This window comes from Cuneatibacter caecimuris (assembly GCF_004216775.1).
Classification (GTDB): domain Bacteria; phylum Bacillota; class Clostridia; order Lachnospirales; family Lachnospiraceae; genus Cuneatibacter; species Cuneatibacter caecimuris.
On sequence record NZ_SGXF01000001.1, the window covers coordinates 1,270,137 to 1,294,770 of the forward strand.

The window sequence follows — 24,634 nt, forward strand, 5'->3', positions numbered from 1 at the left end:
AAAGGGATAAACGGAGCAGATGAATCATGAAATCATTGTTGGAAACCCGGCTATATTCCGTAGACCGAATGTTGAAACCCGGAGAAGAAGAAGGAAAAATCCCTCCCCATTCTCAGATTTACAGGAATTTTTTTAAAGTAGGATGGCCTTCCGCTCTGGAGGCAGTGCTGGTCAGTCTGGTGGGCATGGTGGATACCGTCATGGTCAGCGGCCTGGGGGAAGAAGCCATCGACGCTGTGGGCATCACCAATCAGCCCAAATTTATTCTGCTGGCGGCGATCATGTCGCTGAACGTAGGCGTCACCGCCGTGGTGGCCCGGAGAAAAGGACAGGAAAAGCAAAAAAGCGCCAACCGGTGCCTGATGCAGTGTATGCTGGTCAGCGGCGCCATCGCCATTCTGATGAGTGTTCTGGGATTTATCTTTGCCCCTCAGATTATATCCGTTATGGGCGCCAACGAAGACTATTTCAATGACGCGGTGCTGTATTTCCGGATTCTCATGTGCAGCATCCCTTTTACCGGACTGAATCTCACCATCAATGCGGCCCAGCGGGGCGTGGGCAAAACAAAAATTTCCATGGTGACGAATCTGATCGCCAATCTGGTGAACCTGGTATTTAACTATCTGCTGATCAATGGAATCGGAATATTTCCAAAGCTGGGCGTGGCAGGCGCCGCTATCGCCACCGGTCTGGGCGCCCTCACCGCCTGTATTATCGCCTTCTTTACGCTCCTGCGTCCCGGCGGGTACCTGACGATCCTCCATACAAAATTAAAGGACTGGAAATTTGACTCCGCCACCATGCGGACCGTTGCCAATATCAGCAGCTCCGCTCTGGTAGAACAGGCTTTCATGCGCATCGGTTTTCTGGTCTATAATATGATGGTGGCCCGGCTGGGCACCCTGGATTACGCCACTCACCTGATCTGCATGAATATATTGAACCTGTCCTTCTCCTTCGGCGACGGCTTCGGCGTGGCCGCCTCCTCCCTGGTAGGGCAGAGTCTGGGAGCGAAACGGCCTGATCTGGCTAAAATCTACGGAAAAACCGGGCAGAGGATCGCCTGTTCTATTTCTTTTCTGCTCTGTGTGATCTTCCTGGTGTTCCGGTACCAGTTTATGGGCTGGTTCACCAATGATCCGGGAGTGATTTCATTGGGCGGGATTATCATGTGCCTGGTATCCGGCATCACTTTTGCCCAGACCTCCCAGGTGGTGATTTCCGGCTGCCTGCGGGGCGCGGGGGACACCCGTTTTGTCGCCCTGGTATCCATGATCAGCATTACCTTCGTCCGGCCTTTCCTCACCTGGCTGCTGTGTTTCCCTATGGGCTACGGGCTGATCGGGGCCTGGGTCGGCGTCGCCATCGACCAGGTGATCCGGCTTGTGATGAATTACTGGAGATTTAATCAGGGGAAGTGGAAGTATATTCAGATCTGAAATATAATTGGAAAGGCCATTCTCAAAGCAGAACATCCGCTGCTTTCAGGATGGCCTTTTTATTGATCTGGAAAACCTGTTCAACCGTTCATAGCCCCCCCTTCCCGGACACATCATGTCACAAAAAGACAGGACACGCCTATACAGGTCTGATATACTATTGGAAAAGGAGGTCGCAGCATGGATTGGATCAATGTTGTACAAAAATCGCTGAATTATATCGAAGACCATTTGCTGGAAAATATTAATTCGGAAAGTGTCGCCAAAAGCGTCTTTACATCCAGCGCCTATTTTCAAAAAATATTCAGCATTGTAACAGGTTATACCGTAGCGGATTACATCAGAAACCGCAGGCTGTCGCTGGCCGGGGAAGAAATCGCATCCGGCAGAACCAGAGTTCTGGACGCCGCGCTAAAATTTGGCTACGAAACACCGGAAAGCTTTACAAAAGCCTTTTCCCGCTTTCACGGCGTCACACCGTCCTCAGCGCAGAAATCTTCCTGCAGCCTGAACTACTTTTCTCCCATGAATATACAGATCAATGTAGAAGGAGGTTTTATCATGACGAGAAGGCTCATCCCGAATGTGGAAAAACTTTACGAGAACAAGTCAGAAAATTATATGTTTCCCAGCTGCATGCGCTCCGCCATGTCTGCGCTCAATGAAGATCAGGCCTTTGATTTTTCTTTTTTTGCCGGAGTGACCGGGGATCTCTTTACCCAAATCTGGCTGGAACCAAAGTGGCGGTATAACGATTCCTACTCCAACGTCTGCAAAGACACTCAGCTTCCCATTCAATATGCTTTTGACGCCTGCGGCTATGAGTACGCCTATGCCGGCCGGGAGGAAATCCGGAAAAACAAGTCCGGCTGGCTTAAAAAAATTGTAGAATCAATTGACAAGGGCCTTCCGGTACTGACATTCGGCATTGTGGGGCCGCCCGTCTGTTCCATCATCTGCGGCTATGCAGAAAAGGGCGATATGCTGATCGGCTGGTCTCAGTTCACGGGAGAAAAAACGGAGGAGGAGATATTTGACGACGCCTTTTCCGAAAATTATTTTCAGGTAAAAGACGGTTTGGACCGCTCAGAAGCGCTGATCTTTTTCGAAAAGAAAAAAGACAGGCCCACAATTGCCCAAAGTATGAAAAAATCCATCCTGAACATTCCGGCCCTGGCCTCTTTAGAATCCACCTCTCAAATCTATTTTGGCAGAAACGCTTTTCAGGCCTGGGCGGATTCGCTGATGCAGGATGAATATTTCCAAAATGAAGAGATGTTGGACGGCCCGCTGGATACTTACAGGAGCTGCGTGGTACAGACAGGGACTAATTTGTACCATATTGAAGCTTACTTAGAAAGGGCGCTGGCCTTATGCCCTGGTATGGCTTTGCAGATTGAAAATCTTAAAGCTTTGTTCCTGAAAGAAAAGGAGGCGTTTGACAGGATGATTGAATTCCAGGGCGGGTTTTTCCTGGAGGCAAACAGGGCAGCGCTGCTGGACAGAGCGTTCCGGATTTCTCTCTCTGAATATGTGGAGGAAATCGGGCGGCTGTATGAGGATGCTGCAAGGTCAATTGCCGGAAACAAATGATTGGGTAATGGGATTTGTCGCATTAATTACAAAAAGGGAGTCGCAAAGAGGCGGAAGAGAAAACTCCGGGGGCTCGATGCCTTGCGGCAAATAGCCCCCTCCGTTTTGTCTTCCGCCTCTCTGCCGGGCTTTTTTCTGGCGGAGGATGGAGGGAGGATCATTTTTTCATCCAAAACAGGGCTTTTGAAGGTTGTTGTATCAAAAAGGAACTGCTCGCTATTTTTTTGCGGCAGTTCCTTTTTTGATTTGTCAGATTTTTTCGAAGCGCTCTACATCCAGCACAAAGATTGTAGCTCCGCCCACATCTACGGAAATGGGGAAAGAGGTGTAACTGGGCATTCCGACCATGGGAGCGGATGTGGCGATAATCTGCTTTCTGGAACCGCACTGTCCTTTAATTACTTCAATGGCATGGCTTACCTTATCTTCGTCTGTACCAATCATCAGCGTTGTGTTCCCGGAACGCAGGAAGCCTCCGGTTGAGGACATCTTTGTTACGCTGTATCCCTCTTTGTTCAGCTCGCTCATCACGGTCCCGCCGTCCTCATCTCTGACTATCGCAAAAATCAGTTTCATATCCATCTCTCCCTTCTAAGTCTCAATTTCAGCTGGCACTGCAAATTAGTAATTTTGTTTCCTTTAGTGTACCACATTTTTCAGAAAAATGGAATCAAAAATTTATAAATTTTTCCAGTAAAGCGTTAAGATATATTCATTATTTTTCCAGCTGCGCTCTGAGATCAGTTCTGATACCTGCAGGTCTGCCGTCAGCCAGAGTTCTTCTGCCGCCAGCATCATATGATAGAGCACGATGCCCATATTGACATCCCGCATCCGCTCCAGGGTTTTTAAGCCCAGACGTTCTTTTCTTGCAAACAGGTGGATTCTGTTCCGGTATACTACGAAACGCCAGGGCTGGGAGTTCATGGAGGAAGGCGCCATCCTGGCCGCGCGGAGAATCGTGCGGGATTCCTCGCTGAGCTTATCTTTGCAGGCGGCAAGTTTTTCCAGGGACAGGCGGCTGGCTTCTTCGGGCTCTCTGAACGTCTCTTCGGATATCCCGAATGCTACCAAAAACAAAAGTTTCAGCTCCGGCTGCGTCTCCGGAGGCTGCTCTTTCAGCCTCGCCAGCCCCTGATAGCAGGTTCCGACCTCCCGGGACGCCAGATACAGCGTCAGCTGCTCCGCCAGATATCCCGCGCTGCACCGCCCCAGCATGGTATCCTGCCCGAAAAAAGCCAGATAATACGGCGCTTCCACCCGGCCCGGCCCGCTTACCGCGCCTGGCTGTTCCTTCCTATCCACCAACAGGATGCGAAATGGCTCGCTCCGGTACAGGGGCATGACCTGCATCATATATTTTTTCAGATTATCCAGTAGTCTCTCCGGCAGCGGGTCTTTGGAAAAATGCCGCACCGAACGGCGGTAAAATATCGCCTCATATTGTTCCATCTTTCTGCGCCTCCAGCTTTTCTGACCGTCAGATCAGGGACTTGAATTCCTCCAGCAGCTCCCGGAACACCTTCAGCGCCCGGTCCACCGGTTCCGGCGTGGAGAGATCTACGCCTGCTGTTTTCAATAAATCAATGGGATCCTTGGAGCATCCTCCCTTTAAAAATTCCTTGTATTTTTCCACTGCAGTCTGCCCTTCTTCCAGAATCTTATCCGACAGCGCAATGGCTGCGGAGAATCCGGTGGCATATTGATAGACATAAAACGGCGTATAGAAATGAGGGATTCTGGCCCATTCCCTGCCGATCTCCTGATCCTCTTCCATCGACGGCCCGAAATATTTCTGGTTGATATCCAGATACAGGGAACAAAGTGCTTCGAAAGTAAGGGTCTCGCCCTTTGCTTCTTTCTCATGGGCCTTCAGCTCAAATTCCGCGAACTGGGTCTGGCGGAACAGGGTTCCTCTGAATTTCTCCAGGAAATGGTTCAGCAGATATTTGCGTTCCTCCGCATCTCCGGATTTTTTCAGCAGATAGCGGATCAGCAGAGCCTCATTGCAGGTAGACGCCACTTCGGCCACAAATATTTTATATTCAGCATACACGGCAGGCTGATTCCCGCCGGAATAATAGCTGTGAATCGCATGCCCCATCTCGTGAGCCAGGGTAAAGACATCATTGAGGTTTTCCTGGTAATTCAGCAGGACGTAGGGATGCGTCCCATATGCTCCCCAGGAGTATGCGCCGGAACGCTTTCCTTCATTCTCATAAATATCAATCCAGCGGTTTTCATATCCTTCTTTTAAAATGCTCCTGTATTCATCTCCCAGAGGCTCCAATCCGTCAAATACCACCTGTTTTGCCTCTTCGAAAGAATACTTCTTATCCGGCACATCCACCACCGGAACATATACATCGTACATATGCAGTTCATCAGTCCCCAGAAGTTTTTTTCTGAGCGCAACATAGTCGTGCAGGGCAGGCAGGTTCTGATGTACAGAAGAAATCAAGCTGTCATACACCTGTTCCGGTACGTTGGCATCGTCCAGGAAATAGGCCCTCGCGGAACTGTAGCGCCTTGCTTTTGCAAAAAAAGCCGCCTCTTTTACATTTGCAGCAAATGTGGCTGCCAGGGTATTTCCAAACTGGCCGTATGTTCCGTAAACACTTTCAAATGCCGCTTTTCTCACCGATCTGTCCCTGCTCTCTAAAAGCCGCACATAACTTCCATGGGTGACGGGAATTTCCTCTCCGTTTTCATCCTTAACAGAAGGGAATTTCAGGTCCGCATTATTCATCACATTGAAAATATTGCTGCTCTGGCCCACCTCTCTGGCCGAACTGAGCAGCTCCTCCTGCTCCCGGGACAGCACATGGGATTTTTTCCTCATCATATCCTGCAGCGCGCGGCCATACAACGCCAGGCCCCGGTCCTCCCTGAGCCACTGCTGCACCTGCATCTCTTCCAGCCCCAGAATTTCAGGCACCAAAAAGGCCGCCGCTTCTTGCGCTCTGACAGCCAGGGACTGCACTCTCATTTTCATATCCTGATAAAATCCGTTGCCCGTATCTTCATCAGACCGCTGAGAAGCATATACAACCAGCCGGTCAAGACGTGTATACAGGCCGTAGAAATAATCCAGCGCCTCTTTCAGCTCTCCCGCGGAATTTCCCAGCCTGCCGGCAAATCCAGTAAGCACAGGAAGCGCTGACTCCACTGCTGACAGCTCTTTTTCCCACAGTTCATCTGTTTCAAAAAGGTCCTCCAGACGCCAGGTATCTTCCTCCCGCTGGTCTTTTCTTTTCATCAATTCAGCCATATTTTTTAAATCCTCCAGTTGTATTTTCCTAACTAACAGCATATCACATTTTCACCCGATAAAAAAGAGAAAATACGCCTTTCTTTTTAATTTCAGTTGACAAAATGCACAATGGCTGATATACTTACCCGACAGGGTTAAGAGGGGTTGTAAAATTCTCGTAATTTTGCAATACCCTCATTTTATGATGAAGAAAGTGAAGAAAGACGAGGTTTTACATGGAAACAATTAAATTTGAAGAATTGCAGCTGGACGACAGAATCCTGCGCGCAGTAGGAGACATGGGATTTGAGGAAGCATCCGCAATCCAGGCGCAGGCAATCCCGGTGGAGCTGGAAGGCCACGATATGATCGGCCAGGCACAGACCGGAACAGGAAAAACAGCTGCTTTCGGAATCCCCCTGCTGATGAAAACTGATCCAAAAGATAAACACCTGCAGGCTATCGTCCTCTGTCCCACCAGAGAACTGGCCATCCAGGTGGCAGATGAAATCCGCAATCTGGCTAAATATATGCACGGCGTCAAAGTCCTGCCTATTTATGGCGGCCAGGATATTGTCAAGCAGATCCGCTCCCTGAAAGCCGGGACGCAGATCATGGTAGGAACTCCCGGACGTGTGATGGACCATATGCGCAGAAAAACTGTGAAATTTGATCACGTGCACACTGTGGTTCTGGACGAAGCTGATGAAATGCTGAATATGGGTTTCATCGACGATATCCGCACGATTCTGGCGGAAGTGCCGGAGGAACGGCAGACAGTGCTGTTTTCCGCCACCATGCCTCAGGCCATTCAGGACATTGCAAGACAGTTCCAGAATAATCCCGTAACCGTGCGTGTACTGAAAAAAGAACTGACTGTTCCGAAAATTGAACAGTATTATTATATGGTCCGTCCCAGGAACAAGCTGGAGGTGCTCTGCCGCCTGCTGGATATGTATAATCCCAGGCTTTCCCTGATTTTCTGCAATACAAAGCATCAGGTGGATGAACTGACTGAGGCGCTTCAGGGCCGGGGATATTTTGCCGAAGGCCTCCACGGGGATCTGAAGCAGGCGCAGCGCGACCGGGTCATGAAGGGATTCCGCAGCGGGCGCACAGATATTCTGGTGGCTACCGACGTAGCTGCCCGGGGCATTGATGTGGACGACGTGGAAGCGGTTTTCAACTATGACATTCCTCAGGATGACGAGTATTATGTGCACCGAATCGGCAGGACCGGACGGGCTGGCAGAGACGGTCTGGCCTTCAGTCTGGTGGTGGGCAAGGAAGTTTATAAGCTGAAGGACATCCAGCGTTACTGCAAGACCAAAATTCACGAGCGCCCCATCCCTTCCGCCAATGACGTGAACGCCATCCGTGTGGAGCATATTTTCAGCAGAATGAGCCGCCGCATCCAGGAAGAGGATCTGAGCGACCTGATCGAGCTGGTGGAGCAGAAGGTCAATGAAGAGGATTACTCTTCCATGGATCTGGCCGCTGCTTTTCTGAAGGAACTGCTGGGAGAATCTGAAAATGAATCCCTGAAGGCCGGAATTTCCTCTCCTGACCTGACTGATACGGGAGCCGAGGAAGGCATGGTCCGTCTGTTTATCAACATTGGCCGCAATCAGAAAGTGACGCCCGGCAATATTGTGGGCGCCATCGCAGGAGAGAGCGGGATGCCCGGGAACCTTGTGGGCGCTATCGATGTATATGACAAATATACATTTGTGGATGTTCCCGCCGAATATGCCGGAGAAATCCTGCACGCCATGAAGAAATGTAAGATTAAGGGCAGAAACGTAAATGTGGAGCCTGCGAATCAGAGATAAAAAATGTGGTTGTCGGTTAATACCGATTTTTAGCCTCTAACAGCCAGGGAGGAGATAATCCCATAGAGAAATCCGGGTTTTTTAGCCGGATTTCTCTATGGGATCGTCTCCTCCTTTTTCCTAAGTTGACCATTATTAACAACCTAGTAAATATTAATTACGCTTTCAGCATCTCATTATATGAAACAAGCGTTACATTGCCCATCTCCGCCGCCTTATCCATACAACCCTTTGTGAAGCCGGTTTTGGCAAAGAGATAGAAGTGATTTTGTTTATAGTGAAACAGATTGCTGCGCTCGACAAGGGTTTCCAAAACGCCTAGATCAACCTTTTCATTTGTCCATTTGCACTCGGCAAACAGGGCGGAATCCTTATCCGTTCCCATAATATCGATTTTTTCTTGGGTTTTTGTTTTGGAATTCGTGCCCCACCAGCGACCCAGGTCATTGAAATTTATAGCACATTTATTCTCAAGAAGTAATTTCCAAAGGTACTGCTTGCATATTTCTTCAAACACACCGCCCATATAGGATGGAATCTCCGGCGCAATGCGCTTGTAAGCAAAGTCTGAAGCTCCTCGGGAAATAATCGAGGTGTTTGCCGGTACGAACCGATACCAAAAACGAAACATATTATCCTCAATAGAATAAATTGTTTTACGACTCGCATTTTCGCCATAGGGTGATTCTTTTTTCACAATGCCAAGTGTAATCAAATTTTTGATATAGGTTGCACAGACGCTTGTATCTTCATCAATCTTGTTAGAAATCTCATTCATTTTTGAACAACCGGTGGCAATTGCTGTAATTACCGCATTATAAATTGCAGGTTCACGCACTTCCTGCTTTAAAAGATTGTTAGGTTCTTCGAATATAAAAGAGGACGGATTTAAGTGAGTATTTCTGATATTCTCTTCGATAGAAAGACTATCATCGATCTGCATTAGATACTGCGGGGTTCCGCCTACAATTCCATATGCCAGCGCCTTGTCAATGTCCGCAAATTTTGTAAAATAGCGACAAGCTTCAAAGAAATCAAAGGGGGGGATTTTCAGCTGCGCCGTTCTCCTTCCGTAAAGAGGTGCTTTATATGCTAAAACATGATCCTCCATGTAAGACATAGAAGAACCGCAAAGAATCAGAAACAACTTTGAACTGTCTTTGTTTTTATCAATTAAAAGCTGAAGCGTAGAAGCAAGGCTCTTGGATGCACGGGCAACATAGGGATATTCATCCATAACAAGCACAATTCTTTTCGTTTTTGCCAATTCAAAAACATATTCCAACGCCGATTGAAAAGATGCAAAAGACGAATCGACAGCGATTCCCGTATTATATTCCATAATGCATCTCGAAAAGTTATCGAGATTTTGCTTTGTATTGGTTTCAACGCCAGTAAAGAAAATGGTGTCTTTGCCTTTTGTAAATTCGCTGATGAGGGCAGTTTTTCCCACCCGACGGCGGCCGTAAATAACTGTAAATTCAAATTTATTGGAATAATAAAGCTTATTCAGTGTATTTAGTTCCTGCTCTCTACCTATAAACATCTGTACGCCTCCAAAGATTTAGTTGTTTACGATTTACTTAATTATAACTAACTTTGTCCAAATTGCCAATAGCGTATTCAGCATTTACTTGTTTATGATTTACTAATATATGATTGTATTGAGGGCATAGATTTGCTGACCAAGGAATCATGGCTTTTTGTGCGGTGGGATGCAAGGGATAGAGAAAACTTGAAATAAATTTTTTCTCCCCCTTGACATCATTTTCCATATGTTGTATGATTACATTACCAACACATAGTTTTGAAAACTACGTCATATAATAATATAGAACCAGCAAGGAGGTACTCTATGAAAATTGTACGTAAACTGAAGGATCCCGGCAGCGCGATTACTCATTTTATCGGCATGCTGATGGCTGCGTTCGCAGCGATTCCCCTGATCATCCGCACTGCGCGGGAACCGGAACCGATCCACATCATATCGCTCAGCATATTTATTGTGAGCATGATTCTTTTATATGCAGCCAGCGCAGCTTACCACTCTCTGGATCTCGGCCCGCGCATCAATAAAATTTTGAAAAAGTGCGATCATATGATGATCTTTATACTGATTGCCGGAACTTATACGCCAATATGCCTGATCGTCATCGGCGGCGCTTCCGGTTGGGCTATGCTGGCGCTGGTCTGGGGTATCGCCCTTGCGGGTATCCTGATCAAAGCCCTGTGGATTTACTGTCCTAAATGGTTTTCCTCAGTGCTGTATATCGCCATGGGCTGGGTGTGCGTTCTGGCGTTCACCCAGATTCTCAATTCCCTGCCCACTGCTGCCTTCGGATGGCTCCTGGCCGGAGGCATCATCTACACCATTGGAGGCGTTATCTATGCTCTGAAGCTGCCCATTTTCAACAGCAGGCACAAAGGATTCGGCTCCCATGAAATTTTCCACCTCTTCGTTATGGGCGGGAGTCTCTGCCATTTCATCCTGATGTTCCACTATGTGGCACTGATGCCCCTCAAATAATCCCGGCCTGGCGGCTGAAACAAGCGCCTCTTTCTGGAGGCGGGTCAGCCGCTTGACCGCATATTCCCGGCGCATGGCGCTCCGCTTGTCCGGGAATACTTCAAAATAAATCAGCGTGACCGGAAGGCGGCCGCGGGTGTACTTCGCACCCCGGCCGCTGTTGTGTTTCTCCAGCCGCGCCTTTAAATCGTCGGTCCAGCCTGTATAAAAGCTGCCGTCCGCACATTCCAATATATAGGTATACGCTTTCATCTTCATTCCCTGCGGTCTATGTAGGGCGGGATATCCCCGCCTTTATGGAAAGCATCAGGCTGTTCTTTGCCGCGCCGGAGCGCAGCTGTTTATTGACGGTTGCCCGCCGTAAAAAGCCCGGATGCGTGTTTTCCCTGCCGCCCTTATATAACATATGCAGATTCCCGTCCGGTGTTACCTTCTCCAGGTCGCCGGAGTCAGAAGCAGTAGCATGGGAAACAGCTCCAGACGGCCGGCAAGCATGTCAAACATCAGCACTACCTTTGAAAAATCACTGAACAGTCCAAAGTTCTGCGTGGGGCCCACCATCTCCAGCCCGGGACCGATGTTGTTCAAAGTTGCGGCAACCGCCGTGAAATTCGTGGTAAAAGACAAATTGTCCACTGTAATCAGCAGAACTGATCCAAAAAATATCACTGCATATGTGATTAAAAATACATTTACCGACCGCACCACCTCATGTTCAATGGGATGTCCATCCATTTTAATTTTCTTGATACTCCTGGGGTGGATAAAATGAGCCAGTTCTTTTTTTACAGTCTTTAGCAGAATGACAAGGCGGGATACCTTGATTCCGCCGCCGGTGCTGCCGGCGCAGGCGCCGACAAACATCAGTATTATCAGAATTGTTTTACAATTCTGAGGCCAAAGATCAAAATTTGTGGTGGAAAACCCGGTTGTTGTTATAATGGAACCCACTTGAAATGCCGCATGGCGCATGGATTCCCACAGGCTGCTGTACATATCAGTCACGGAAAGCGTGATAACTGTAACCGCTGCCAGTATAATAAGAAAATATCCCCGGACCTCCTGGCTTTTAACAGCCTGTCTGGCTTTCCCCGCCAAAATCAGATAATACACATTAAAATTCACGCCAAACAGAATCATGAAAATAGTAATTACATTCTGGATATACGCGGAATATCCTCCGATGCTGTCGTTTTTAATGCCAAAGCCGCCGGTGCCTGCCGTACCAAAGGCGGTGGCCAGCGCATCGAAAAATGGCATATCGCCCAGCAGCATCAGAATAATCTGCAGTATGGTCAGGCCGATATAGATTCCATAAAGAATCATGGCCGTCCGCTTTACCTTGGGCACCAGTTTGCTGACCGAAGGCCCCGGGCTCTCCGCCTTCATCAGGTACATATAATACCCTCCGGCCAGAGGCAGCACTGCCAGCAGAAACACCAGCACCCCCATGCCTCCGATCCAGTGGGTGAAACTGCGCCAGATCAGCGTGCAGCGGGACAATGCCTCCACATCTGCCAAAATGCTCGCGCCTGTTGTTGTAAACCCGGAAACAGATTCAAACAAAGCATCCACAAAGCGTGGGATCTCGCCGCTGATTACAAAAGGCATGGCTCCTATAAAGCTCATTACGATCCAGGATAGCGCCACTGTGACAAATCCTTCTCTGGCATATATAACCGTATTATGCGGTTTCTTTCTGGTCAATAAAAAGCCCGCCAAAGCGCTGCAGAGCATAACGAGAAGAAAGGCGTAGCCTGACCTTTCCTGATATACGAGGGCAGTAATACAGGGCACGGCCATAAACGCAGCTTCGATATTCATGACCCATCCCAGAATATACCGGACCATTTGAAAATTCATACGTTCCTCCCTCAGCTTTGCAGGATATCTTTAATATCCCGCAGCCCCTGATTCGTAGTCACTACAATTACCGTATCCCCCACCTGAATCATATCCTGGCCCCTGGGGGTGATTACTTTCCCTTTCCGGTTGATGCAGCCGATCAGCAGGTTTTCTCTCAGCTTCAGAGTTTCCAGAGGAATATTCACTACCGGGGAATCCTCCCTGATATAAAATTCCAGCGCTTCCACATTTCCGTCAGCCAGCTGGTAAAGGGTCTCTACATTGCTCCCTATGGAATTCTGCATGGCGCGCACGTACTGCAGGATATAGTCTGTCGTAATTTTTTTAGGATAGATCACGCTTCCCAAATCCATATTGTCAATTATTTCGTTAAAATTCACCCGGTTGATTTTTGTCACCAGCTTCGCCCGGGATTTGCTGGCGGCAAACAGAGACAGCAGGATATTTTCTTCATCCAGATTGGTCAGGGCAACAAAGCTTTCGGTATAGGGAAGCCCTTCTTCCATCAATGTCGTCTCGTCTGTAGCGTCTCCCTGGATAATCATGGCCTGAGGCAGCATATCGCTGAGCTGCTCACAGCGCTCCTTGCTCATCTCCACTATTGTCACTTTAATCCGCATGTTCAGCAGCTGTTTTGCCAGATAATACGCGATTTTCCCGCCGCCTACAATCATAGCGTCTTTGACCTGATGGGTATCCACGCCAATTTTCTGGAAAAACTCCCCTGCCTTTTTGGGAGGAGCAATAAAATGTACCAGATCCTGGACTTCCAACACAAAATTGCCATTGGGAATGAACACCTCTCCTCCCCGTTCCACCGCGCAGACCAGAATGTCCAGGCCCAGCTTTGTGCTGATTTCTGAAATCGCGTAATTGGCCAGCAAGGAATTTTTCTGAATACGGAATTGGAGGATTTCCACCCGTCCTTTAGCAAAGGTCTCTATCTTCATTGCAGACGGGAAGCGCAGAATACGGGAAATCTCCATAGCCGCGGCATACTCCGGGTTGATTGTCATGGAAAGCCCCAGGTCTTCTTTGATCAGGGCCACCTGACGGCTGTATTCCGGGTTGCGCACTCTGGCAATGGTATGGCAGCCCCCTGCTTTCCGCGCCACAAGGCAGCAAAGCAGATTCAGCTCATCCGACCCTGTAACGGCAATCAGCAGGTGTGCTTTTTTCACACCTGCTTCTGTCAGGACTTCATAGCTGGCCCCATTCCCCACAATTCCCATCACATCCACAGTGTTCACTGTCATCTCCACACGGTCGCTGCGGATATCCACCACTGTGATATCATGCTCCTCTTTGCTCAGCTGCTCCGTTACACTGCGGCCAACCTTGCCGCAGCCAACAATAATAATATTCATAATGAATTATTTTTTCCTTTGCGTATTATTCTTTATAAGATCTTTAGATCCTATCCCCTAGTATAGGAACCCGCAGCCCTTCTGTCAATCATATTTCGTTTTCTTTTTCCGCCTCCAAAAACTTCATGGAAATTTCACTTTACTTTGCATCTTTTCCCCACTATACTATATACTATAGTGGGAAGGTTTACTTTCCGCCTGTTTTAGTATGCCCAGTCTTTTTCTGAAAGGACGTGATTGCATGAAATTTGAAAAAATCAGCGAGAATCAGATCCGCTGCACGCTGAGCAGCGTTGATTTAAATGACAGGCAGCTGAATGTCCGCGAGCTGACCTATGGAACAGAAAAAGCGCGGACGCTCTTCCGGGAGATGATTCAGCGCGCTTCGTATGAATTGGGGTTTGAAGCGGAGGATATTCCGCTGATGATTGAAACCATTCCCTTGGCTGAAGACAGCATTATGCTGCTGATCACCAAGATGGATGATCCGGAGGAACTGGATACCCGCTTTGCCAAGTTTGCGCCTGACGATGATGATCTGGATGAGGACTCATCCTCTCCCCGGTCTTCAGCCGCTGAAGACCGTTCTGCGGATTCCGTGCTGCAGTCAGCCGCGGACAACCAGTCGGCCAGCCTCCTGCGTGTCTTCTGTTTCAAGAGCCTGGACACAGTTATAGCCGCCGCGCAGGTTGTATCCTCTGTTTATCAGGGCTGCAATTCTCTTTACCAGAACCCTGATACGAAAGACCTGTATCTGGCTGTCCAGAAATCTTCCCATTCCCCGGAGGATTTTAATAAAGCCTGCAACCTTTTGGGAGAATACGGAAACCGCATGCCCGGAAGCGCTTCAACAGAAGCTTATTTCAAAGAGCATCTGGACAGTATTGTAGCAGGAAATGCCCTGCAGGTATTAAAAAAACTGTAATCTATTTACAGTTGAATATTGCTGTGAACATCCTGGAAGTTTTTTATAATATGAGAATTTTTTATTGCGGGAAAGATGGCCCTTTTCAGACTTTTCCACACAAAAAGCGGATGGATTCACAAGAAATGTTGAAGTATGCAAGACTTACTTCCGGCATTTTTTGTGAATCCATCCGCTTTTCAAAAGGTTCGTTTCAGTTATTTATGCTCTTTCAGTTCCCTGATCCTCCGGCCTGCTTCCTGCAGTATTTCACGGCTCCGCTTCTGCTCCTGGTAGAAGGCAAACAGCTTTTCCTCCGGCTCGTAAACCGTGCCTCCGGCAGGCTGATATTTCAACGCTTCTTCCGTGGAACCATACAGCCCCAATGAAGCCGCTGCAATCCCCCAGGCGCCGGCGCCCGTGGTTTCCCCCGATTCTGTCACAGTAACAGGCAGCCCTGTCATATCTGCGATAATTTGATTATATAAGGAGAATCTGGACAGCCCGCCGGTGGAAAACAGGCGGAAGCGCCTGCCTCCGCAGAGTTCCCGCAGCACTTCCACGCATTCTGCTACTTCTGCGGCAATCCCTTCCAGCGCGGCGCGGGCAAAGTCCCTTTTCTCCGCTTCAAACCCAATGTTTACAAAGCAGCCTCTGGCGGCGCCGTCCCAATCCGGACAGCCCTTTCCAGCTAGATCCGGCAGCATCAAAATGCCATTCGCCCCTGGCGGTGACTGCAGGATCTCTTCATTCATTTCTGATATATCTTTATTTTTGTCGTAAAGCATGCACTTTACCCAATTATATACAGTTCCCGAAGCATTATTGCTGGCCTCCAGCACATACCTGCCTGGGAGCGACGCAGCTGTCAGAGTCACCCTGCGTTCCGGATCAAATACCGGCTGAGTGCAGCTTACCACGATATAGGACCCGCTTCCGCTGGTGATTCCCATCTCATCGCAGGCAAACAGCCGCTGCCCCACCACGGAGCACTGCTGGTCCCCTCCTGCTGTGACTACAGGGATCCCGGCTGCCAGTCCTGTTTTCAGGGAAAAATCTTCCTTCACTCTTCCCGCGATACTTCCTGCAGGCAAAAGCCTGCAGAGTTTTTCAGGGCCGATTCCATACAACTCCAGCATTTCTTCCGACCACTGTCTTTTTACCACGTCCATCAGTCCCGTGCGGCTGGCCAGGCTGTCGTCTGTCACAAACTCTCCTGTGAGCAGAAAAATCAAATAATCCTGTATTCCGGCCAGCTTATATGCACTGTCATAGATATCCCTTCTGTTTTCCAAAAACCAGCGCATTTTAGGCGCTGAAAGCACAGGGGTGCTGCACATGCCGCAGGTGCGGTAGATCTTCTCTGCCGCCTCCTTGTTGACATGATCACTGATATACTGGGCCCTGTGGTCATACCACATCATGGCTTCCGCCAATGGTTTTCCTTCTCTGTCCAGCGGAATCACGGAAGAACGCTGGGAAGTGAGGGATATTCCGTCCACACACAGCCCCATTTCTCCCGCTCTGTCCGCTATTTCCCGGCAGATATCCTCCAGGCTGTTCCGAAAGTCCTCCGCATCCTGCACGGCAGTCTCTTCATCCGGAACCCGCATCTGGTAAGTTCTGCGGGCCGTGACAAGAATTGTTCCCATTTCATCAAACAGCAGCCCCCGCATGCTGGAAGAACCGGTATCAATCACCAATATATTTTTCATGGCATTTCCTCCGCTCACCGCAGCGTATATCTTGCCACCTCATTGATCTCCCTGTTCGTGGAAATCACCACGCTCGCGCCGTCTTTTTCATATACATAGACATTGGCCGGGCCGCAGTCCGTGTCCAGCACCTGACAGCGGTAGTCCCCTGCTTCTTCGTTCCATTCAAAAGCCAGCAGGTTTCTTTTCCCTTTGCGGTGCCCGATGATCACCATGGGCCTGCCGCACACAGGGCCGCCATAAATAGCATGCGTAAATTCCGCAGGCTCCCCATAAGCATATATTTGATGGAAAACGCCTTCTTTTTTCTTGTAAATGCTGATTTTATCTCCATGGAAAGGGGAGAGAACCGCCAGCTCTTTTTCTCCGTCCCCGTCCAGATCCACCAGCACCGCGTCGCTGGCAGGAGTTTCCAGCAGTCCGGCAATCACCCATTCCCCGCCTCTTTCTGCAGGCGGAAAGAACTGAAACACGCCCTGTTCCGCGGAAATCACAGAGGTAGGCGCGCCCTGCTCTGTTACCCTGTAATAGCCATGGTTTTTGGTAAGCCCATCTTTAATTACTGTGAGCTGCAGCTGGTTATCATCATTAAAACCGCTCAAATCCTCCGGAAGCTCCGCAGCATACACCTTGCCCGGGAATCTCCAGTCCTCTTTGAACTCATGGTCTGACTTCAGCGCGCAGGCGATCAGGTAACGGACACCGTTGCGAACAAGTATATCAAACCGGTGCACAAACGGCAGCTCCACAAGGGTCCGTACTTCCCAGTCCCCTTTGCCACGGGGCGTTACAATCACAATCTTTGCCTCTTTCGAGTCATTGGGAGAGTAAAACTTGTGCGTCGCCAGGAACTGTCCGTCTGTACCCGGCACCTGAACCATGGTCATCACCCCGCCCGGGCCTTCCCACACAGTATCCTCCAGATTTCCGTCCAGGTCAAACAGGTAGCAGGGGTCCTGTTTTTCCGCCGCCACAAGGATATGATCCTTTCCCTGATAGCGCAGCGGCGCGATGGAATAGCATTTCTCCAGATTGGAAATTACTTTCTTTTCTATGTTCATAAACCCTTCTCCTTTAATTCAAAGCTGCCGTCCCATCCAGCAGATCTCCCATCATTTTTCTGGCATTTTGCAGATCTTCCTGCCACTGTGGGTTTCCGGTGTACCAGAACTCCGTCACATATTTGCGCACTCCCAGTTCCCAGGCCGTGCGGACAGCAGCCGTGAAGTCCACGTGGCCGGTCCCATACGGCACCTCCCGGAAAATCCCCGGCTTTGTCTCCTTCAAATGCATGGCTGCCAGATGGCCGCTACCGCTTCTCAGATCTTCCAGCACATCAGTCCCATAAGTTTTCGCCGCGTTCGTGATATTCCCGATATCCGGATAAACCTGCAGATAGGGAGATTTCACCAGGTTCACATATTTCATAGCTTTTCCCACAGTATTCATGAACTCTGTTTCCATGGTCTCAAAGCCCATCACCACGCCGCATCCGGCCGCCATTTCGGCTGCCTTTACAAGGTTTTCCGCAAACCTTGTTCTTGTTTCCTCCGTGGAGTCCTCATAATAGACGTCATAGCCGGCCAGCTGGATGATCCTCACCCCCAGGTCCTCCGCCAGCTCCAGAGCCTTTTCCATGATTTCCATACTTCTGGCGCAGACTGCCGGCTCCGCGCTCCCCATTGGATACTTGCGGTGTCCGCTCAGGCACATGGTGCGGATGGGAACGCCGCAGCTTCCGCCCAGTTCCGCCAGCTTCCGCCGCTCTTCTTTCTTCATTTCCAGGCGGGCCAGTTTCTGATCTGTCTCATCAATGCTGATCTCCAGATAATCGTAGCCTGCCGAAGCCGCAGCCCTGAATTTTTCTTCCCAGGTGAGGCTTCCCGGCACAGCCTTTTCATACAGTCCCAGCGAATATGCCTTCATGTCCCTCTCCTTATTTATAATCTTCTTTGCGGACTATATGGATTTTCACTCCTTTTGCCCGCAGTTCCTCCAAAACATCCTCCGGAGCCAGCTCGTCGGTAATCAGATTCTTCACATCCCCGATAGGACAGCTGGAAAAGCTGCTGTTTCTCCCAAGTTTTGTGTGGTCAGCCAGTACAAAAGATTCCCCGGTGACATGTTCCACCATCAGCGTGTTGATACTGACCTCGTTGGCATTTTCTGTTGTGACGCCCATCTCCGCTGATATCCCATTGCAGCCGATAAAGCTCTTTTTCGCGTATACTGTTTTCAGGCTTCTCAGCGCATAGTCACCCACCATCGCATCTTTTGGATGGCGCAGTTCCCCGCCGGTAAGGATTACCTGAACGCCCAGCTGATGCTCTGTGCTGATGGCCTTTCCGTTGTTGGTAATCACTGTCACATCCTGCCGGTTAATATAGGGCAGCATTGACAAAGCGGTTTTACTGGTATTCAGAAACAGGGTATCCCCATCCTGGACCAGGGAAGCCGCATATCTGGCGATCAGGTTACGGTAACCCGCCTGATCGTTCAGCGTCGCGTCCCGGCGGACGCGGGCTCCGCCGTAATGGCGGATTAAAAGGCCCATATCCTCCAGTTCCTGCAGGTCCCGGCGCATTGTCATGACAGATACCTGGAATTTCTCGGACAGATTTTTAATATTCGTCCCAGGCTGTATTTTCAGATATTCCAGAACCTCCGCCCTTCTCTGATCAACTTCGCTTTTCTTTCGTTTCATACTGCCTCCGGTTCTCTAGTTACAGGATGGACCGGAAGGGAACATTCGGTTCATCCGTAAAGCAATCCTCAAAACCTCTGCGGTAATGATACTGAATCTTATCCTTATCCCCGGGCCATACAAATTTTCCGCCCACATCCCAGATAAATGGTTTAAATTCATAACCCAGAACATTCTTCTTATAATTGTAAAGCATCAGGATCTCCAGCGGATCTGCTTTGAAGTTGGTCCACACGTCATGGTGGAAGGGGATTACCACCTTGCAGCGCAGCGCTTCTGCCATGCGGAGTATATCCACAGAAGTCATCTTGTCCTGGCATCCCACAGGGTTCTCCCCGAAGGAGCCCAGCGCCACATCAATCTGATAATCCTTGCCGTGCTTTGCATAGTAGGTGCTGTAATGAGAATCCCCGCTGTGGTAAACGCTGCCGGCCGGCGTCTGAATCAGATAGTTCACCGCTTTCTCATCCATGTCGCTGGGGCATACGCCGCGCACATCCTCGTCCACAGTAACCAGGCAGGTGCGGTCAAAGGAGTCCAGAACCACGATCTTGCAGTCCTTCACCTCCACAACATCTCCCGGCTTTACAACTCTGCAGCGCTCTTCGGGAACGCCGTAGCTCAGCCATTTCTCCACACTCTTTTTGGGGCCGATGAAAGGCACGTCTTCCTTACAGTTTTTCAGCACTGCTGCTGCAAAGAAAGGATCAATATGATCATTGTGGTAATGTGTGGAAAGCACTGCGTCCACTGTGGTCACTGCAAATGGATCGTATACAATCGGAGCCGCGCGCAGGTTTGGCTGTGTAGCGCGTCCGCCGGTCATGTTGCGCATCTGATGGTAAGGGGCCATCTCCTTTGTCTTCTGAGATCTCTTGCCGTTTCCGAACCACAGGTCAATGGCGATATTCGTGCTGTTCTCAGATTTAATCCACAGGCCCGTGCAGCCGATCCACCACATAGCGAATGTACCGGGCTTCACGTCCTCTCCGTCGATTTCTTCATTCAGCCATGTTCCCCACTCGGGAAAAGCTCCCAAAATCCATTTTTCTCTGGTGATTTCATCCACTTTGCTCATAAGAATCCTCCGTTCTTAAAGTTGCATGCCTTAACCTTTCGGTTATGTTCCATGATTTTATTATATTATATATTTGGTATTTTTCAAGTGGTTTATATGATCGTTTTGTGTTTTATATGTTTTATTTTATGACTTATATGTTTTTATGATATATTTTATGAAGCTCCCCTATGCTCAGGGCATATCCAACGGATTTCTGGAATCATTCCAGCTTTCCCTTTACTTTTCCAAACTGTCCAGCTTATTTTTCAGTTCTGTAATATCGAAACAAGTAACCAGAACAGAATCCTTTCCATTCCACTCCAAATGAGTGACGTCCACAGACGTCCATACATTCAAATACGGGTTATAGATCTGCCTTCCGCTGCATGGCATTCCCTCCCGGCATTCAATGACCGGACAAAAAGCACAGGGGCTGTCCTTGTAAAAAAATGCTTCATGGCAGGCCATCCCTGTCTGTACCCCCTGAACCAGCTCTCTGGTCTTTCTATTGATATAGAGCAGGCTGAAGGTCTCAGGATCAATGACATAGACCCAGGCGCTCAGGCGGTCCAGAATCTTTTCCATTGCCCTGGCGCTGCTCACAGCTTTCTCCTGCGCCCTCCATTTTGTCAGAAAAGTGCTGAGTATTTCCGAAATAAAGATCAGGCCGTTCACCTGTTCCTGAGTCCAGTACCTGTTCATCCGGCACTCATCAAATCCCACAAAACCTTTGTACTGCCCGTTGTCATAAATAGCGCACTGAAGAACTGATTTAATTCCCTGCTGGTTCAGAATTCTGTATTGGCTCTCCTCTAATTCAGAAATATCCCTGCAGTAGAAAACTCCCTGCTCATTAAAGTTGCCGTGATAACCGCTGATATCCTCCACATAAGATATATTCTGAAGGTTGCCGATCTGCGGTTCAACCCCCTCCCCGCACCATTCAAAGGTATTATTGCAGCAGCTTCCATCCTCTTCATCCTCAAAGATATATACTCTGCTCACATCATACTGCCTGCCCACAGCCTCCAGAATGGAATTGACCGCAGCTTCCATGTCATGCGTTTTATACAGAATGTGGAACACATATTCCACCAGCCTGGGGCCTACTGTTTCCTGAATCTCGTTGGAATCAATCCTGGCGTTCACCGCGCTTTCTCCCGCCGCAGGCATCCCATTCAGCGCAGTCTCCGGGCTGCTCATACAAAATTGCCTTTTCCCCTGTTTCTTGGCCTGATACAGTGCCTGGTCGGCTGCCTGAAAGAGCTCCTGGTAGGTTTTTCCGCAGCCGGGATAAACCGCTATTCCTACGCTGCAGGAAAGGTCCATATTGGTCAGCTCCCCCACCGCCATTCCGCCGATCGCTTTCAAAATCTGCTCTGCTTTTTTCTCCGCCAGCGCGCCGGAAGGTATCTGACTTAAAAACACCAGGAATTCGTCCCCTCCCACACGCCCTACTACGTCAATGCTGCGAAACTGCTTCTGCAGGGTATGAGAGATTTCTGACAGCAGGGCGTCTCCGAATAAGTGCCCCATGGTATCATTGATATTTTTAAAATTGTCCAGATCAATCACCATCAGCGCTGCTTTCTGCTCCGGCGCCAGCTGTTCCAGCCCTGCTTCGATATGCTCCCTGCAGGCAATTTTATTGTAGAGCCCGGTCAGCCCGTCCCTCTGGGCCCGCTCCATCAAACTTTCCGCCCGGCGTTTTTCCGCGTCAATATCCATAATAGTGCCGATTGCCCTGACAGCCCGTCCCGATTCATCAAACAGGTCAGTCATACAGATGCGGCACCATCTGTAGTTTTCCTCCACATCCATAATCCTGACTTCTGTTTCCTCTGACCTGGCTCCCCGCCTGATCCGTTCCATCATTGCCGCAAAGGCCGCCTGGTCCCCGGAATAAATATAAGGCGCATGTTCCAGATAAAGGCTTACGTTTCTGGTATTGGGCAGTTTCCCAAATTTCTTTTCCCAGTTACTGGAAAATTCAAGCGTGTCAGCCAGAAAATCCCATTCGAAAATAATATCCGTAGCCTGTTCGATGATCACCTGCTGCCGCTCCAAAAGCATTCTGAGCTTTTCTTCCAACTCTTTGCTGGTCGTCACGTCCACCAGCACGCAGCAAAAATAGGCGTCTCCATTTTCATCCCGTATTAGGCGCCCCTTATCCAGAACCCACATACTCCGGCCGTCCCTGCACAAAATCCTGTATTCCAGTTCCTTGCTGTCGCTGATCTTCATCTGCCTGTGCACTTCCCGCAGCGTCTCTGTCCTGTCCCTGGGGTCAATCATGTTCCAAAAACTGTCGTGGAACAGTTCGGTAATATCCTGCCGGCTGTATCCCAGCATGGACAAAAAGCCTTGGTTCATTTGCATCAGGGTAAGTTCTCTGTCAAACCTGCAGGTGAACATCCCTCCGGGTATATTTTCACTGAGACTCTGCAGACTGGTGCCGGACAGTTCCTCTGACAGCATGATCTTCACTTCATCCATAGCAGCGCTCCTTCTGCCGGCTGCCGGTGATTTCGGCCTCGGCTCTAAAATTTCATGTTAGAATATTCTGTTTTTTTCTATTTCACGATCTTATTTATATGTTATTAGAATAGCACAGCGATACACATTCGTCAACGCAGAAAGCCGCATCCCGATTTTAATCTGAGTGATTAATGTCAGGATGCGGCTTACTTCAAACCTTAATTTTTCTGTTACCTGGATGGCATTTCAAAATCCACAAGCGCTCTGTTCAAGAAATCGTTAAAGGGTTTCATCGTTCTGAAGATTTTCACTGCTTTCCGCACGAACTCCTCCGAGTCAAGAAGCTCATTGTCTTTTATACAGTATTCCAGGTACCAGCTTTTATACTTCAAGTACCGGGCCTGAGGGTGGTCCTGACTGAAGCCTTTCGGCACATTTTTTAAAGCAGTTCCCTGAACGGTAAAATACTTTTGAAACTCTGTATCATGGATGATGCCGTCCCATTCATCCGGATTCCCGGAAATATAATCCCTCACCATTGACGTTGCCTCTTTGAACATATCCGCAAATAGCCCGCCGCCCAGAAAAGACTGATCCCCCGGTTTTATCATGAGATAATACCCCACAGGGACGGGCAGCTTCCCTTTTGACGATATATGTGCCCGAAAAGCCGGATTATATGGCGATTTGTCATGACTGAAACGGGTATCCCTCACCAGCTTAAATGTGATATCTCTGGGTTCATTTTGCAAAATACTGCTGTCTGTCTTGCCGATTTCCAGGATCAGTTCCTGCAGCAGTGCTTCAAACTGCTCATTTGCCTCTTTGAATTCTATTTTATGCTGGTGGTACCATTCCCGGTTGTTATTTTTACTTAATTCTGATAAATAGTTTAATATTCGTTCAGTTTTCATAGCGTACCTCCCACTAAGAATTTTTTACTGTAGAACATAATGCCGAATCCAGAAAATCCCTGATGAACTTCCTGGTCCTCTCTGGAGTCGCATAGGTTTTATAAAATGAATAGACCTGCGCCAGATCATCAATTTCTTCCATGGTCTCTTTGACATCCAGTCTGGTTTTCTCATGAACTTCCTCTGCTGCAGTATAATCCAAACGGCCAGGATTTATCCTGTGATTTTGAACCGCATAGGCAATTCTGTTGCTGCACCTGCACTTTCCAGAGCCATATTCGCCGCAGTATTTGCTTAAAAAATCGGCCATCCTCCTGCGGGCCCGTGACAAACGCTGCCTGTACGCTTCAGGCGTTATCCCTAAAAGTTCTCCCGCTGCATGGCTGTCCAAATTGAACATTGTGCCCAGTACAAAAATACATCTGCTTTCGGAATCCAGGCACTGAAGCATCACATTGGTACAGGACATTTTCAGTTCCTCCGCCAAAATCGACTGATCCACCTCCTGTCCTGAATCCGGCACCTCTTCTGCCCTTCCGTTTTCTATATCATCCCCATAATATTCGAAGCTCAGGGACTGATGGGCGAACATGTGCTTTTTATAGTCTTTCAGATGATTCACTGCAATGCGGAATACCCAGGTTGAAAATGCGCTTTCCTGTCGAAACGAAGAAAGATGGGTGATCACTTTCAGCAGAATTTCCTGCGACGCGTCTTCCGCGTCAGCAAAGCTCCCCAGCATTCTCAGCGAGAGGTTGAATACCGTATCCTGAACGCTGAGAATGATTTCTTCAAGGGACTTTTTATCCCCTGCAACCGCCTTTTCTATTAAATTTTCCATATGTTTTACCTCCTATATAATTAGACACCCTATCTCCTTTTCTGTGACAAGAAAAAAGTACGCCAGATGGTTTTGTTGCACTGGGAACGCAGTTTCCTATGCAACAATAAAAAGCCGGCCCGGATCGGTCGTTCTGAC

The 24,634-nt window shown here is 48.9% G+C and carries 20 protein-coding genes and 1 pseudogene; 5 read left to right on the top strand and 16 right to left on the bottom strand.

What is annotated here, in order from left to right; translation table 11 throughout:
* The first annotated feature begins 26 nt into the window (after positions 1 to 26).
* Both EV209_RS06010 and EV209_RS06015 read left to right on the top strand, forming a co-directional pair.
* Positions 27 to 1,442 (top strand): MATE family efflux transporter, encoded by a 1,416-nt coding sequence (locus EV209_RS06010; protein WP_130433981.1) that lies wholly within the window; start codon positions 27 to 29, stop codon positions 1,440 to 1,442.
* Between the two features lie 180 nt (positions 1,443 to 1,622).
* Positions 1,623 to 3,035, top strand: a complete 1,413-nt coding sequence (locus EV209_RS06015) for a helix-turn-helix domain-containing protein (RefSeq protein ID WP_130433983.1) — start codon at positions 1,623 to 1,625, stop codon at positions 3,033 to 3,035.
* A 249-nt stretch (positions 3,036 to 3,284) separates the two neighbouring features.
* Here the strand turns inward: EV209_RS06015 and EV209_RS06020 are convergent, their stop codons facing one another.
* From EV209_RS06020 to pepF, 3 genes are all read right to left on the bottom strand, one after another.
* Entirely contained in the window at positions 3,285 to 3,611 is a 327-nt protein-coding gene (locus tag EV209_RS06020) for a cyclic-di-AMP receptor (protein WP_130433986.1), read from the bottom strand.
* A 102-nt stretch (positions 3,612 to 3,713) separates the two neighbouring features.
* Entirely contained in the window at positions 3,714 to 4,487 is a 774-nt protein-coding gene (locus tag EV209_RS06025) for a nitroreductase family protein (protein WP_130433988.1), read from the bottom strand.
* Positions 4,488 to 4,515: 28 nt separating this feature from the next.
* Positions 4,516 to 6,297, bottom strand: coding sequence for an oligoendopeptidase F (pepF, locus tag EV209_RS06030; protein ID WP_408609007.1), 1,782 nt, complete (start codon positions 6,295 to 6,297; stop codon positions 4,516 to 4,518).
* 227 nt (positions 6,298 to 6,524) lie between these two features.
* Here pepF and EV209_RS06035 point away from each other — a divergent pair, with 227 nt between their 5' ends.
* Positions 6,525 to 8,120, top strand: coding sequence for a DEAD/DEAH box helicase (locus EV209_RS06035; RefSeq protein ID WP_130433990.1), 1,596 nt, complete (start codon positions 6,525 to 6,527; stop codon positions 8,118 to 8,120).
* Positions 8,121 to 8,277: 157 nt separating this feature from the next.
* Here the strand turns inward: EV209_RS06035 and EV209_RS06040 are convergent, their stop codons facing one another.
* Complete coding sequence (locus tag EV209_RS06040; RefSeq protein WP_130433992.1) at positions 8,278 to 9,666, bottom strand: ATP-binding protein; 1,389 nt, start codon at positions 9,664 to 9,666, stop codon at positions 8,278 to 8,280.
* 37 nt (positions 9,667 to 9,703) lie between these two features.
* Positions 9,704 to 9,895, bottom strand: a complete 192-nt coding sequence (locus EV209_RS16260) for a hypothetical protein (protein ID WP_165388827.1) — start codon at positions 9,893 to 9,895, stop codon at positions 9,704 to 9,706.
* Between the two features lie 80 nt (positions 9,896 to 9,975).
* Between EV209_RS16260 and trhA the strand changes: the two genes are divergently transcribed.
* Entirely contained in the window at positions 9,976 to 10,647 is a 672-nt protein-coding gene (gene trhA / locus EV209_RS06045) for a PAQR family membrane homeostasis protein TrhA (RefSeq protein WP_130433994.1), read from the top strand.
* Between the two features lie 18 nt (positions 10,648 to 10,665).
* On the opposite strand, the pseudogene EV209_RS16950 reads toward trhA, so the two are convergent.
* The 3 genes and pseudogenes from EV209_RS16950 to trkA all read right to left on the bottom strand — a co-directional run.
* Positions 10,666 to 10,905 (bottom strand): annotated as a pseudogene (locus EV209_RS16950) (GIY-YIG nuclease family protein); the annotation flags it as partial.
* Between the two features lie 168 nt (positions 10,906 to 11,073).
* Complete coding sequence (locus tag EV209_RS06055) at positions 11,074 to 12,510, bottom strand: TrkH family potassium uptake protein (RefSeq protein ID WP_130433996.1); 1,437 nt, start codon at positions 12,508 to 12,510, stop codon at positions 11,074 to 11,076.
* An 11-nt stretch (positions 12,511 to 12,521) separates the two neighbouring features.
* Positions 12,522 to 13,880: a Trk system potassium transporter TrkA gene (gene trkA, locus EV209_RS06060; RefSeq protein WP_130433998.1), complete on the bottom strand. Its 1,359-nt coding sequence runs from the start codon at positions 13,878 to 13,880 to the stop codon at positions 12,522 to 12,524.
* Positions 13,881 to 14,121: 241 nt separating this feature from the next.
* Between trkA and EV209_RS06065 the strand changes: the two genes are divergently transcribed.
* Positions 14,122 to 14,805 (top strand): adaptor protein MecA, encoded by a 684-nt coding sequence (locus tag EV209_RS06065; RefSeq protein WP_130434000.1) that lies wholly within the window; start codon positions 14,122 to 14,124, stop codon positions 14,803 to 14,805.
* 197 nt (positions 14,806 to 15,002) lie between these two features.
* Here the strand turns inward: EV209_RS06065 and EV209_RS06070 are convergent, their stop codons facing one another.
* From EV209_RS06070 to EV209_RS06105, 8 genes are all read right to left on the bottom strand, one after another.
* Entirely contained in the window at positions 15,003 to 16,499 is a 1,497-nt protein-coding gene (locus tag EV209_RS06070) for an FGGY-family carbohydrate kinase (protein WP_130434002.1), read from the bottom strand.
* A 14-nt stretch (positions 16,500 to 16,513) separates the two neighbouring features.
* Entirely contained in the window at positions 16,514 to 17,560 is a 1,047-nt protein-coding gene (locus EV209_RS06075) for a hypothetical protein (RefSeq protein WP_130434004.1), read from the bottom strand.
* 13 nt (positions 17,561 to 17,573) lie between these two features.
* Entirely contained in the window at positions 17,574 to 18,425 is an 852-nt protein-coding gene (locus tag EV209_RS06080; RefSeq protein ID WP_130434006.1) for an L-ribulose-5-phosphate 3-epimerase, read from the bottom strand.
* 10 nt (positions 18,426 to 18,435) lie between these two features.
* Positions 18,436 to 19,203, bottom strand: coding sequence for a DeoR/GlpR family DNA-binding transcription regulator (locus EV209_RS06085; RefSeq protein WP_130434008.1), 768 nt, complete (start codon positions 19,201 to 19,203; stop codon positions 18,436 to 18,438).
* Positions 19,204 to 19,222: 19 nt separating this feature from the next.
* The gene (gene ulaG, locus EV209_RS06090; RefSeq protein WP_130434010.1) at positions 19,223 to 20,281 is read right to left on the bottom strand and encodes an L-ascorbate 6-phosphate lactonase; all 1,059 of its coding nucleotides are present in this window, start codon (positions 20,279 to 20,281) and stop codon (positions 19,223 to 19,225) included.
* 219 nt (positions 20,282 to 20,500) lie between these two features.
* A complete protein-coding gene (locus EV209_RS06095) occupies positions 20,501 to 22,759 on the bottom strand; it encodes a sensor domain-containing diguanylate cyclase (RefSeq protein ID WP_130434012.1) in 2,259 nt (752 codons plus the stop codon).
* A 212-nt stretch (positions 22,760 to 22,971) separates the two neighbouring features.
* On the bottom strand, positions 22,972 to 23,655 hold the full coding sequence (locus EV209_RS06100; protein WP_130434014.1) for a DUF2461 domain-containing protein: 684 nt from the start codon (positions 23,653 to 23,655) through the stop codon (positions 22,972 to 22,974).
* 13 nt (positions 23,656 to 23,668) lie between these two features.
* Positions 23,669 to 24,496, bottom strand: coding sequence for an RNA polymerase sigma factor (locus tag EV209_RS06105; RefSeq protein ID WP_130434016.1), 828 nt, complete (start codon positions 24,494 to 24,496; stop codon positions 23,669 to 23,671).
* Positions 24,497 to 24,634: the final 138 nt, after the last annotated feature.

Bases quoted from the DNA above. Each gene is read 5' to 3' on its own strand.
- EV209_RS06010 (WP_130433981.1), top strand. From the start codon at position 27: ATGAAATCATTGTTGGAAACCCGGCTATATTCCGTAGACCGAATGTTG.
- EV209_RS06015 (WP_130433983.1), top strand. From the start codon at position 1,623: ATGGATTGGATCAATGTTGTACAAAAATCGCTGAATTATATCGAAGAC.
- EV209_RS06020 (WP_130433986.1), bottom strand. From the start codon at position 3,611: ATGAAACTGATTTTTGCGATAGTCAGAGATGAGGACGGCGGGACCGTG.
- EV209_RS06025 (WP_130433988.1), bottom strand. From the start codon at position 4,487: ATGGAACAATATGAGGCGATATTTTACCGCCGTTCGGTGCGGCATTTT.
- EV209_RS06035 (WP_130433990.1), top strand. From the start codon at position 6,525: ATGGAAACAATTAAATTTGAAGAATTGCAGCTGGACGACAGAATCCTG.
- EV209_RS06040 (WP_130433992.1), bottom strand. From the start codon at position 9,666: ATGTTTATAGGTAGAGAGCAGGAACTAAATACACTGAATAAGCTTTAT.
- EV209_RS16260 (WP_165388827.1), bottom strand. From the start codon at position 9,895: ATGGAAAATGATGTCAAGGGGGAGAAAAAATTTATTTCAAGTTTTCTC.
- trhA (WP_130433994.1), top strand. From the start codon at position 9,976: ATGAAAATTGTACGTAAACTGAAGGATCCCGGCAGCGCGATTACTCAT.
- EV209_RS06055 (WP_130433996.1), bottom strand. From the start codon at position 12,510: ATGAATTTTCAAATGGTCCGGTATATTCTGGGATGGGTCATGAATATC.
- trkA (WP_130433998.1), bottom strand. From the start codon at position 13,880: ATGAATATTATTATTGTTGGCTGCGGCAAGGTTGGCCGCAGTGTAACG.
- EV209_RS06065 (WP_130434000.1), top strand. From the start codon at position 14,122: ATGAAATTTGAAAAAATCAGCGAGAATCAGATCCGCTGCACGCTGAGC.
- EV209_RS06070 (WP_130434002.1), bottom strand. From the start codon at position 16,499: ATGAAAAATATATTGGTGATTGATACCGGTTCTTCCAGCATGCGGGGG.
- EV209_RS06075 (WP_130434004.1), bottom strand. From the start codon at position 17,560: ATGAACATAGAAAAGAAAGTAATTTCCAATCTGGAGAAATGCTATTCC.
- EV209_RS06080 (WP_130434006.1), bottom strand. From the start codon at position 18,425: ATGAAGGCATATTCGCTGGGACTGTATGAAAAGGCTGTGCCGGGAAGC.
- EV209_RS06085 (WP_130434008.1), bottom strand. From the start codon at position 19,203: ATGAAACGAAAGAAAAGCGAAGTTGATCAGAGAAGGGCGGAGGTTCTG.
- ulaG (WP_130434010.1), bottom strand. From the start codon at position 20,281: ATGAGCAAAGTGGATGAAATCACCAGAGAAAAATGGATTTTGGGAGCT.
- EV209_RS06095 (WP_130434012.1), bottom strand. From the start codon at position 22,759: ATGGATGAAGTGAAGATCATGCTGTCAGAGGAACTGTCCGGCACCAGT.
- EV209_RS06100 (WP_130434014.1), bottom strand. From the start codon at position 23,655: ATGAAAACTGAACGAATATTAAACTATTTATCAGAATTAAGTAAAAAT.
- EV209_RS06105 (WP_130434016.1), bottom strand. From the start codon at position 24,496: ATGGAAAATTTAATAGAAAAGGCGGTTGCAGGGGATAAAAAGTCCCTT.